General features: G+C 48.3%; 11 protein-coding genes and 2 pseudogenes. 3 read left to right on the plus strand and 10 right to left on the minus strand.

Annotated elements, in window-relative coordinates; genetic code table 11:
• Positions 1–302: 302 nt before the first annotated feature.
• A complete protein-coding gene (locus tag ABGT54_RS00675) occupies positions 303–1181 on the plus strand; it encodes a hypothetical protein (RefSeq protein WP_346662395.1) in 879 nt (292 codons plus the stop codon).
• 121 nt (positions 1182–1302) lie between these two features.
• A complete protein-coding gene (locus tag ABGT54_RS00680) occupies positions 1303–1536 on the plus strand; it encodes a hypothetical protein (protein WP_346662396.1) in 234 nt (77 codons plus the stop codon).
• Positions 1537–1598: 62 nt separating this feature from the next.
• Here the strand turns inward: ABGT54_RS00680 and pepV are convergent, their stop codons facing one another.
• Together pepV and ABGT54_RS00690 are read right to left on the minus strand one after the other, a co-directional pair.
• On the minus strand, positions 1599–2966 hold the full coding sequence (gene pepV, locus ABGT54_RS00685; RefSeq protein ID WP_346662397.1) for a dipeptidase PepV: 1368 nt from the start codon (positions 2964–2966) through the stop codon (positions 1599–1601).
• 62 nt (positions 2967–3028) lie between these two features.
• Positions 3029–3604 carry a hypothetical protein gene (locus tag ABGT54_RS00690; RefSeq protein WP_346662398.1) on the minus strand — a complete coding sequence of 192 codons (576 nt, stop codon included), beginning with the start codon at positions 3602–3604 and terminating at the stop codon, positions 3029–3031.
• A gap of 138 nt (positions 3605–3742) precedes the next feature.
• Here ABGT54_RS00690 and ABGT54_RS00695 point away from each other — a divergent pair, with 138 nt between their 5' ends.
• Positions 3743–4396 (plus strand): DUF624 domain-containing protein, encoded by a 654-nt coding sequence (locus ABGT54_RS00695; protein ID WP_204929660.1) that lies wholly within the window; start codon positions 3743–3745, stop codon positions 4394–4396.
• Positions 4397–4473: 77 nt separating this feature from the next.
• Here the strand turns inward: ABGT54_RS00695 and ABGT54_RS00700 are convergent, their stop codons facing one another.
• The 8 genes and pseudogenes from ABGT54_RS00700 to ABGT54_RS00735 form a co-directional block, all read right to left on the minus strand.
• Positions 4474–5178, minus strand: a complete 705-nt coding sequence (locus ABGT54_RS00700; protein ID WP_346662401.1) for an ATP-binding protein — start codon at positions 5176–5178, stop codon at positions 4474–4476.
• A gap of 258 nt (positions 5179–5436) precedes the next feature.
• Positions 5437–5718, minus strand: a pseudogene (locus ABGT54_RS00705) (ATP-binding protein); the annotation flags it as partial.
• A 252-nt stretch (positions 5719–5970) separates the two neighbouring features.
• Positions 5971–6960, minus strand: coding sequence for an ATP-binding cassette domain-containing protein (locus tag ABGT54_RS00710; protein ID WP_346662399.1), 990 nt, complete (start codon positions 6958–6960; stop codon positions 5971–5973).
• 14 nt (positions 6961–6974) lie between these two features.
• Positions 6975–7769, minus strand: coding sequence for an ABC-2 family transporter protein (locus tag ABGT54_RS00715; RefSeq protein WP_204907873.1), 795 nt, complete (start codon positions 7767–7769; stop codon positions 6975–6977).
• Between the two features lie 5 nt (positions 7770–7774).
• Positions 7775–8467: an ABC-2 family transporter protein gene (locus tag ABGT54_RS00720; RefSeq protein WP_346662400.1), complete on the minus strand. Its 693-nt coding sequence runs from the start codon at positions 8465–8467 to the stop codon at positions 7775–7777.
• Positions 8468–8677: 210 nt separating this feature from the next.
• On the minus strand, positions 8678–9505 hold the full coding sequence (locus ABGT54_RS00725) for a carbohydrate ABC transporter permease (protein WP_204907875.1): 828 nt from the start codon (positions 9503–9505) through the stop codon (positions 8678–8680).
• 15 nt (positions 9506–9520) lie between these two features.
• A pseudogene (locus tag ABGT54_RS00730) lies at positions 9521–10367 on the minus strand (sugar ABC transporter permease).
• A 140-nt stretch (positions 10368–10507) separates the two neighbouring features.
• Complete coding sequence (locus ABGT54_RS00735) at positions 10508–11116, minus strand: extracellular solute-binding protein (RefSeq protein ID WP_346662402.1); 609 nt, start codon at positions 11114–11116, stop codon at positions 10508–10510.
• Positions 11117–11549 lie beyond the last annotated feature (433 nt).

An 11549-nucleotide genomic window follows, 5' to 3' on the forward strand; every position in this document is an offset into this window, starting at 1 on the left:
ACACTAGATCGCGTGTTCTTGACATCCCCGCCCCTTCTTTTTATGATAATGAGTACAGACAGCGGGCCTGTACCGGGAAACATTCTATCCTCCGCTGCAACTCTTCATTTGCGGGATCTTCTTATACCCCCGCATATTTTTCTATTTTCTTGTAATTCTTTCCCCTTTCGGGAAACATTCCAGAAATGTAACTTTAAATGTAACTTTTCAACAATACTTCTTTTTCCGTTGTCTGTACCCCTCTTTTTTGCTATAGTGAAGATAGAAAAGTTTCTCTGTATGGGCGGACAGAAAGGCGCCCTATGGATAAACGAAACCAGACCGAGGACAAGGTCCTCAAAAGAGCCGCAAAGTGTTTTGCCGATGAACTGCTCCGCTACTTTAACATCACCGGGACTGTATCAGGGATTGCTCCCACAGAATCCATTCATCTGGAACTTCACCGGATGTACGAAGACTTCAATCTGATCATGGATGACGGATCCTGGATCCATTTTGAATTCCAGAGCAGCGACGGCGGCGTGGCTGACTTAAGACGCTTCCGCACTTACGAAGCCGTCACCAGCCAGCAGTACGGCGTGCCGGTAACTACTTATGTGCTTTACTCCGGACAGATCCGGCAGCCAAAGACTGAGCTCACCGAAGGGCTCAACACCTACCGCATCCACCCCATTCTCATGTCGGACCGGAATGCGAACGACTTATTCGAAAATCTGCAGCGTAAAAAGGACTGCGGGGAACCGCTTACAAAAGAGGATCTGGTGCCCCTGACGCTTAGTCTCCTCATGGGCGGAGCGATGCCCATGGAGGACCGGGTCACCCAAACATTTCGCTATCTCCAGGAAGAACCGCTGGAGAAAGAAGACCAACGAAACTTAGAAGCACTTACCTACGCTCTGGCTACAAAGTTTCTTGACCAGAGCGCCATGAAAAAGTTGGAAGGAATGATTAAAATGACAGAATTAGGACAGATGTTGTATAATGACGGGCTGGCTGATGGAATTCGCCAAGGCCTTTCGCAAGGTATTTCGCAAGGTATTTCGCAGGGCATCCGGCAGGTGGTACAGAATTCCATTGGTGTAATCCCGGACGATGCTATTCTTGCCATCACCGGCATCACCCCGGAGCAGCTCCAGGAGCTTAAGGAAGAAAAAGCCGCATCAGATGATATCTCAGAATAATAAATATTAGGAAGAACCTCTGGAGAAGGAAGATCAAAGAAACTTAGAAGCACTTACCTACGCTCTGGCTACAAAGTTTCTTGACCAGAGCGCCATGAAAAAGTTGAAAGGAATGACCAAAATGACAGAATTAGGACAAATGTTGTATAACGACGGGCTGGCTGATGGAATCCGCCAAGGCCTTTCGCAAGGTATTTCGCAAGGTATTTCGCAGGGCATCCTTTCTATCGCCCGCAATCTCCTTGGCAGTGTTTCAGATGAATTTATCATCGAGAAAACCGGCATCACCCCGGAGCAGCTCCAGGAGCTTAAGGAAGAAAAAGAATCCGGAAAGCCTACTGATAATATCACTTAACATTTCTAAAAAAAGAGGGAGCGGTCCGCCGTTCCCTCTTTTATGGTTCTCCATCTTTTCTTTTACTTTCTTGCCATCTCGGCCATGGCCTCTGCCACCAGCTTAATGGACTGCATCAGTTTCTCTATCTCTACCGCTTCGTTGGGCTGATGTACTACATCCGGATCTCCCGGGAAAATCGGGCCAAAGGCTACCATGTTTTTGAACATCTTGGCATAGGTGCCGCCGCCGATCGCTTTGGGCTGAGCGTCCATCTGCCCGGTTCCCTCCCGGTATACCTTCATCAGCTTCTGCACCAGTTCGGAATCCTTCGGCACATAGAGCATATCCGTGTGATCGATGGAAAGGATCTCAAGACCTGCTTCTCCAAACTGTTTTTCCAGCGTCGCCTGCACTTCTTCTTTCTTTCCATTTTTCGGATAGCGGATATCCAGGACGAAATGAATATCTTTCTCGGTTCCTTCGATTACGCCTAAGTTTACTGTTGTCTCGCCGGTTTCTTCATCCTGATAGCAGATGCCAAGACCCTTGCCGTTGGTCTCGTGTCCGATGTGGGTTCTGAGGAAATCAAACACTTTCTGGTAGTCGCCGCCGATCTCCAGGTCCTTTACTGCATCCAGAAGAAGGCTGATGCCGTTGACTCCAAGCGCCGGCGTACTTCCGTGTGCGCTGACGCCTTCCGATACCAGAACCGTATTGCCATTTTCTTTTGTTACAGTCACGCCCTTTGCTTCCGGGATCTCATGCTCGCCTTCCAGAACCAGACGGCAGTGAAGGGGCACGATATTATGGACGGTTCCTCCCTGGAACTCCAGCACCTTGATGGCTCCCTGCGCCGGATTTTTACAGCCGGCTGTGACGTTGGTCATGCCTTTTTCAAAGAAGATCAGCGGAAATTCTGCGTCCGGCGTGATTCCCATTACCGGCTGCTCCTCGCCTTTTTCTACATAATACTGAATACAGCTGCTGCCTCTCTCTTCATTGGTTCCGAAAATGACGCGGATCCGGCGGTCAATGGGAAGATCCAGGTCCCGGATTGCCTTCAGCGCATAGATCGCCCCGATGGTCGGGCCTTTGTCGTCTACTACACCTCTTCCATACATGACGCCATCGTGAATCTCGCCGCCAAAGGGCGGATATTTCCAGTCGTCGCCGGTGGGAACCACGTCCATATGACCCAGAACAGCCACCATCTCTTCGCCTTCTCCATACTCCACATACCCGGCATGGTTATCTACATTGCCGGTACGAAATCCCAGTTCCTCTCCCAGGCGCAGGGCAAAGTCCAGGGCCGCTTTTGGTCCGGGGCCGTAAGGCGCATTCTCCTCTGCTTCCGTTGCTACACTGTCGATCTGCACACTTTTCTGGATCCCTTCCAGGATCTCGTCTTTCATTTCATCCAGTCTCTCACTTAATCTGCTTTGACTCATTTTTCTCTCTCCTTTTATGTAAATATATTAAGTGCGTAAATATTAATATTTCTTTGTAAGCTTTATTCTTCCACTTTATCAACAAACGCCTGGGCGTTTTCCGGATTCGGCGTATTTTTTGCAATACAGATATAAACAGGCTCATACTCGATGCCGGCTTTTTCCTGCAGCCACTGATTATCTGTCACGACAGCTGCCTCTTCCAGCACGTCGCCTTCATATTGCCGGTAAAAGCTTTCCGGACAGATGACCACATCTGCTGACTCTGTTCCGATTAAAGTAGAAAATGCAGCCTCCCCCTGATATGCGCCGGAGGTAATATTTCCATTTACCCGGACGGTCTGATTGTCCTTATCGGCTCCCAGAGATTCCCGCAGTTCTTCGGACAGTTCTTCATAATCGTTTGCGGTGCTGTCAATCAGCACCAGGTTCAAAAGGATTTCCTCATTCATCCCCCGGTACATGGTCACTCCCAGGTAAATTGCTACAATCAGGGCGACCGGGATCAACAGCCAGACCTTATAGTACATCCAGAGATATTCCAGCTTTTCTTTTCCTGTCATCTGGCCCAGCTTTTCTTTTTCGAAGGCTTTCCGCTCTTTTTTTGTCATGGTTTCTTCGTAACGTCTGTCCAGCATGTCATACTTCCTTTCCTTCACAGATTTTTCATAATCATTCCCCCGCCCGTTTCTTGATTTTAACCCCCATATTCAGTATACTGTTTTTATGACCAGACAGGCGTTTTTCACGTCTTTACGATATGGAGGCATATATTTATGAGCAATTTTTTGAATCCTGAAAATTCCGTGATGCAGTTCCTCGCCAGGGTCTGCGACTATCTGATCTTAAATGTGGTATTCATCTTAAGCTGCATTCCCATTTTTACAGTGGGCGCCGCGCTTTCAGCGCTCTACACGGTCAGCTTTAAGATGATCCGTAAAGAGGACGGATATGTCCTCAAGAGATATTTTAAAGCATTCTGCGCAAATTTCAAGCAGGGAACCATTCTTTGGCTCATCTGTCTCATCCTTTTCTTCTTTCTGCAGTATGACGGACTGATCATCGGTTCTATGGGCGGAAGCATGGGACAGATCTTAAGCATCCTGTTCTACACCATCGTTCTGGTGCTGGCCGCCATGTTTCTCTACCTCTGGCCCATCCTGGCCTACTTTGTATGCACCACGAAGCAGGTGGTGAAAAATGCGCTGTACATGTGCCTGGGACACCTTCCCTGGACCGCGCTTCTCCTCCTGTACTTCGGACTTGTGTGGTTCATCATGACCCGCAGCATCCTGACTCTGGGAATCGTGGTGGCAGTCAGCATGGCAGGCGGCTTTTCCCTGACCGCCTGGATCACGGGAAAGATCTTCCTCAAGATCTTTGCCAGGTATCAGCCGGAAACCTCACAGACTGAAGAGCAACAAGAGTAGCCCCCGTTTTTCGGAATCGTCGCAATCGTCGTGCGACGATTTCTTTTTTCGTTGCAAATCGATTGCAACGAAAATCTCTAATTATCCGTCGAGACATTTCGAATATATTTCGTTCCTCTTCCGGCGCCTGTCTTCTGGATGAAACCTTTTTCTATCATTCCATTCAGTATTCGAAGCAAAGTGTCTTTCTTTATTCCTGTGTTCCTCTCTATCTGTACCCTGGTCATTTCTTTTTGCCCCTGCATCTGCCTCCAGACAACCACTTCCATCTCTGTAAATTTGCCCAGTTCTTCCATCACCGGCAAGACCACTTTAATAGAGTTCTCAAACACTTTATAATCTGGTTTTTTGATAGAATTCCGATACAAATGATTAATTCTCAGAATCCCTGTCCCAAATTTTTCAATATATTTTAACCGGAAGAAAACATTTCCTATGATCGGATTTCGTAAAATGGATACCTGACCATTCACGTACTCATCCGCGCTTAGTTCCGCCGGAAGACCTCCGGGTGAACTGATCTCAATCCGGTCTTCAAACATACTTACTTTGATAGATGCTTTTACATCCCATGCCCGGTGGACCAGCGCATTGGCAATTGCCTCCCTGTAGGCTTTCTCCGGAATCTTCTCGATCGTTCTTCTTTCCACGCCTTCTATTTTTTCATATTGATAATATTTCCGGTACATTCCCATACTCTTCTCAAGCTGAATCAACAGCGACACCTGTTCTACAGATTCCCTGTCCATAATCTCATCAATATCTTTTCCGAACCGGATCATATCTACGCCTTTAAAATCATTTCTGTCTGCAAGAAGCGCCGCCGCGTTATTATAACCTTTTCTTTCAGAATATAGTTCCAGCGTCTTCAAAATATCCTTATCCAGCTTCTCCACTTCCAAAACCCGGACTAACTCTTCCTCTAGTCTGGAAAATGTAAGTTCTTGCCGGAGCGCCGGCAATTCTTCAAAAGACTGCCCCTGCCCTTCTAAGATTAATCTGCTGTATTCCAGCCTGTCGACTTCTATCGTTGCCGTGTCATTTCTTTTATAGGCTTTTCCCTTATACATATAAGGCTTATACATTCCTTCAAAAACTGTTAAAGAAATGGTATCTCCTTCCTGGATTTCCAGGGCATATTCCGGTACCGGCCTGATGCTGTCATTGATTTTATTTTCCAGATTTAATTTTGCTTCCACCGGATCCTGGATTCCCAGAATCTCGCCATCATCTGAAATTCCAAAAAGAATTTTTCCTCCTCCATAATTTGCATACGCACTAACCGTTTTCAAAAATGTATTGGAATTGATCGTTTCTTTATATTCTAACCGTTCTTTTCCCCCATTTTATTCACCTCCTGCTTCCAGTATAAAATCATCGCAAACAATTTGCAACGATTTCTTTTTCGTTGCAGATTGTTTGCGACGATTCTTTTTTCGTTGCAGATTTGTTTACATCGAAAAATACCGTGTTATCTTTTCACCATCCTGGAAAATAAAATAGGGTCTGTCTCCATATATTATCGGTAAAAAATTTTTTAAGATAATGTAAACGGCTAAATCCACATTTTCCTCTTATCCTCTCTCCGTCACAATCTCCCGTATGATCGACTCGATATCCTGTCCCTGGATACTGATATCCAGGATCTGGCAGGCCCGGCTTACCTGGTCCACCACCGCCATTGCGTCTACTTTTTGGATCTCGCACTCCAGCACCAGGCTGTAAGGCGTCTTATCCAGGATCGTAACACCGTCCATGGCAAACTTTTCTGTTTCCAGCCACGGATTTTGATCCATCTCGAAACGAATCTGTTTCTTGCTCTGATAATTTTTCTGGATCTTCTGGATTCCGTCATCCACTACCACTTCCCCATGATTGATCAAAATGATCCTCTTGCAGAGGGATTCGATATCCTGAAAATCATGGGAAGTCACGATAAAGGTGGTATGCCGTTCCTCATTCATCTGGCGGATAAATTCCCGGATCCGGAGTTTAGACTCGCTGTCCAGACCGATGGTCGGCTCATCCAGGTAGACGATCTCTGGGTCATGCAGGAAGGCCGCCGCAATATTGCAGCGCATCTTCTGTCCCAGAGACAGCTGCCGCTCCGGCACTCCCAGAAGCTGCCGGATGCCGATGATATCTGCAAATTCTTCCAGATTCTCCTGGAAACGCTTCTCCGGGATCTCGTAGAGTTTCTGCAGCACCTTGTAGGACTCGATGATCGGCACGTCCCACCAGAGTACCGACCGGTTGCCAAAGACGATGCCCGTCTTTTTATTGATCTTCTGCCGGTTTTTCGTAGGCTCCAGACCACCCACCAGCACCTTCCCGGAGGTCGGCGTCAGCACTCCGGACAGCATCTTGATGGTCGTGGACTTGCCGCAGCCGTTGGGCCCCACATATCCCACAGCCTCTCCTTTTTCAATGCCGAAATTAATGTCATTGACCGCCCGAAGAATCTCATACTTTGGCCGGAACATCTGGCCTACTGCAGCCAGCATGTTCTCCGGATTCTTTTTTCTCTTATATTCTTTTACCAGATGTGAAACTTCAATCTGCATGATCTTCTCCTCTCTTACGTTCCTGTACTGTTGTATCCTCTCAGTCCCGCTCTCCATACCAGAAATGCAAGGAACACCACGAACACTCCCACCGCCGGAAGCATCAGTTCCACCGGCAGAGTCGTCTTCCCGAGCAGGGCCATGGCCGGATAGTAGGCCACAAACCCCAGCGGCAGCAGAAAGGTAAAGAATCCCTGGATCGCCGCCGGAAAGACGTTCAACGGATATTTCACAAACTCCCGGCAGGTCTGCACCAGCACCGCAATATCCTCTCCCTGGACGATCCAGAAATTCAGGAAATTAAAGATGGCATAAATGCCGGAGTTTACCATGGTTCCAAAGATCACATATTCCACCAGGATCAGCGCCTCATACAGACCAATATGAAGATTAAGCTGCAGAGCCGCCCACACAAAGATCCCCACATATATGATCAGGGATAAAACCGCCTGAAAGTGGGTGACCTGTCCCAGCACCTGCAGAAACACCGGCGCCGGACGGGTCAGAAATACGTCCAGCTCTCCGCGCCGCATCATGTGATCCATGCCCCACACATTGTCAAAAAACGCCTGGCCGATGGCCTCAATTACTGCACACATGGAAAACAAAATGCAGACTTCGTAAACATTCCAGTTTCCCATGCCTCCTGTCACTCCTACGATCGCCAGGATTCCTACAAACCCGGAAGCCTCCCGCACCAGCATGGAGATCAATAAGATCACCGTATCCGCCGGATACTGGGTCATCGTAAGAAAGCCGACCCGCAGGTAGGCCCGCCACAGCCGCAGGCAATAACTCACTCTCTTCATCTTCGTTATCCTCCCTGCACCACGACTTTTTTAATCGCTTTCTGGTAAAAGGCCATTACCAATACGCCCAGCAATACGCACCATACCACCTGCAGGCCGATAAAGGACACCGCCTCCTGGATGGAATATTTCCCAAGATAGGTGTAGACCGGCACGGTCACCATCCCCGCAAAGGGCAGGTAGTCCAGGACTCTCGCCACACTCTCCGGGAAAAGGAAGAGAGGCACCACGCCGCCCGACAGGATGGACAAAAGGGCGCTCTTGGTAAAGGCAAGGCCATAGGTATTCAGGGTAAAGAAGGACACAATCCCCACCGCCACCTCGATCCAGAAAAGAATCCCGATAGAGACCAGCACGCTGACAAAGAACAGTAGAAATTCCACCACTCCCGCCGGTCCACAGCCGCCTAAGAGCAGCGTTCCCAGGATCCCGATAGGGATGCCCTTAAACAGCAGGAAGAAGAAAAATTCTCCCAGCCGTTTCCCGAACAGATTAAACGCCAGATGGACCGGGCGCAGAAGCTCCACCACAATATTTCCCTTATAGACCCATTCTGCGAACTCTTTGTTGATCCCGCCCGAAAACTGGGAGGAAAGCGTCCGGGAAAGCACCACATAAGTGGTCATCTGCACCGCGGTAAATCCATGCAGCTCCTCTCTGGACATAAACACATATTTCCAGAGGAAGTAGTAGATCAAAATTGACACCGCCCGTACCGAATATATTAAACCAGAATGCCTTAATATAGGCGAATTTCGTCTGAAACGCCACGCGGATCAGACAGTAAAGTTTCTCCATTGCCTTACCCCCTTCAAGTTGTCATTTCATAGTCATAACAGGCAGAGGCCCGTTATAAAAACAGCCCCAGAGATTTGATCCTCTGGGGCCATACCTTCATATTGGATATTCTAACCTTTAATACCGGACTGTGCAACACCTTCGATAAACTGCTTCTGGAAGATGAAGAACAGTACGATCAGCGGCAGCACCGCCATAACGGCGCCGGCCATCTGCATCGGGTACTGGGTCGTGTACTGTCCACGCAGTGTGGAAAGTGCGGGACCAAGTGTCATCTTGTCTGTAGAGGTGTTGACGATCAGTGGCCACATAAAGTCATTCCATGCGAACTTCGCAGTGAAGATCACCAGGGCCACGATACCCGGTTTTACCAGCGGCAGCATGATCTGTCCAAAGATCTGATAACGGCTGCATCCGTCCAGAACCGCCGCCTCTTCCAGTTCTTTTGGAAGTGACATAAAGAACTGGCGCAGCAGGAAGGTTCCGAATGCACTGAACAGGTTTGGAAGGAACAGCGCCGGGATGGTATCAAGGAGTCCCAGCTTCTGCACAATGGTATACTGGGGGATCAGGAAGATCTGTCCAGGAACCATCAGTACAGAAAGAACTAATACGAAAATAATGTTTTTAAATGGAAAGTCAATTCTTGCAAATGCATATGCTGCCATAGAACAGAACAGCACCTGTCCTACCGTTGTAATAACGGTGGAAATGATCGTGTTCATATATACGGTCGCAAATGGCAGAGCTCCTAAGATCTCTGTATATGCCTGCGTTACGAACTGCTCCGGCAGGATTGTCGGCGGAATGTGAAGCGCTTCCCCGTTGGTCTTAAAGGAAGTAAGCACCATCCATACAAAGGGGAACACCACAATGACAATCCCCGCAAGAAGGAGCAGATGCACGATCAAATGATACATATTCGATTTTCCTCTCATGCTTTCTCTCCTCCTTTAATCGTAATTTACCCATTTCTTCTGACCGATCAGCTGGATCACCGTCACGATCATGATGACAATGAAGATGAACAGAGAAATCGCTGCCGCGTATCCCTTATATCCATAGTCGAACGCCTGACGGTAGAACAGCATAACTACGGTCTGGGTATCGTCGTATGCCGGATTTGTCTTACCGATCATCATGTAAATGGTATCAAATACCTGGAATCCGCTGATGATAGACGTGATCAACACGAAGAAAGATCGTAGGCGTCAGCATCGGGATCGTAATCTTGAAGAACTGCTGGATCGGGCCTGCGCCGTCCAGTGCAGCCGCTTCATAATAAGTTGCTGAAATTCCCTGCATACCGGCAAGGAGAATGATCATGTTGTAACCAACAGTCATCCAGAGTCCTACCAGCATGATACAGTAAAGAGCGGTGCTGGGAGAAGTCAGCCACGCATGGCCGCTTCCGCCTGCTGCTTTGATGGCGGTATTCAGGATACCCATCTGCTCATTGTAGATCCATTTCCATACCTGGCTACAGCAGCGGACATGGTTACGGACGGCAGGAAATACAGGGTACGGTAAATGGATTTTCCCCGGATCTTTGCGTTCATCAGCGCTGCGATAAAGATGGATAAAAACAGTCCTGCCGGCACGGTGATGACTACGTATTTCAGGGAGTTTCCAAATGCCTTCCACACTTCTTTGTCAGAAAACAGGTTGATATAGTTTTCCAGACCTACGAAGGTGGACATATTAAATTTGTTTACATCATTAAAACTGAACCAGATATTCTGGAAAAAACGGCCAAATGTAAAATACCAAGAGGCCGAGGGTAACCGGGGCGATAAAGATATATGCCGCAACCCAGTCACGTTTCTGCCAGGAGGACGCCTTTTCTTGGGCGCCCTCGCTGCTACTGCACTTTTCTGAGCCATTCTCCTCACCTACTTTATTCTATCAAAGGCCTTCTCTCTTACTCTGCGAGCAGTGCGTCAGCCCTCTTCCTTCAGACCTGCGCAGGCATCTGCCAGAGACATTTCTCCTGTGTAAGCTTTTGTAAGCCATGTGGACTCAAGGTCGTAGATCTCTGCAGTCTTAGCGCCGCCCATCGGAAGCGGGTAAGCGATATCTGCGTGGTTGGTGTATGCTGCCAGGTTGTACTCCGGTTTTGCTTCTGCAAACAGGTGCTGAGACTCTGTTCTTGCGGAAATAACTACACCAGACTCGCCCTGGATATCCTGAGCATCTTTGCTTCCAAGCCAGATTGCGAAATCAATAGCTGCGTCTTTGTTCTTGGATCCTTCGTATACAGCATATCCAAGACCATTGATACAGTTGTCTTCAATATCATTGTAGGTCGGGATCTCTACGCAGTCGATCTTCTCTGCTACTGCGTCGTTATTTGCATATTCCGGAACCATGTAGGATCCTGCGAATGTCATTGCTACCTGCTCGCCCTGGAACATAGCGTCAGATCCTGTCTCAGCAACGGTTGCTGCGCTCGGAGCGTATCCTTCATCGATCAGATCGATCCAGCACTGGATACCTTCCTGAGTCTTCGGATCATCATATCCGGTCTCTGTTCCATCCTCGCTGATGATCCAGCCGCCATTTGCATATACGGTCTGATAGTACCATGTCTGGAAGTCTACCGGGCAAACGAACGGATATAGCGCCTTCCGGAAGTTTGTCTTTGAGTTCTGCGCACAGAGCTACAAAATCATCATATGTCATGTCGTCAGTCGGATAAGCACGCCTGCTGCATCAAACATTTCCTTGTTGTACCACAGAGCGTTGGTATCGAAATCCTTCGGAACTGCATAGTTTACATCGGTCACGCACATAGTTCTGTACCAGTGTCTCAGAGGTAAGCGTCATTGATGTCAGACTCTGCGATCGCATCGGTCATGTCTGCCAGGATGCCGCCCTCTACATAAGAATCCAGGTGAAGCACGTTGATCCAGAATACGTCAGGAGCTGTGCCGCCGCCTGCTGCTGCTTCAAGCTTGGTCCCAGTAAACACGCGATCTAGTG

It is taken from the genome of uncultured Merdimonas sp. (assembly GCF_963929015.1).
Lineage (GTDB): Bacteria > Bacillota > Clostridia > Lachnospirales > Lachnospiraceae > Merdimonas.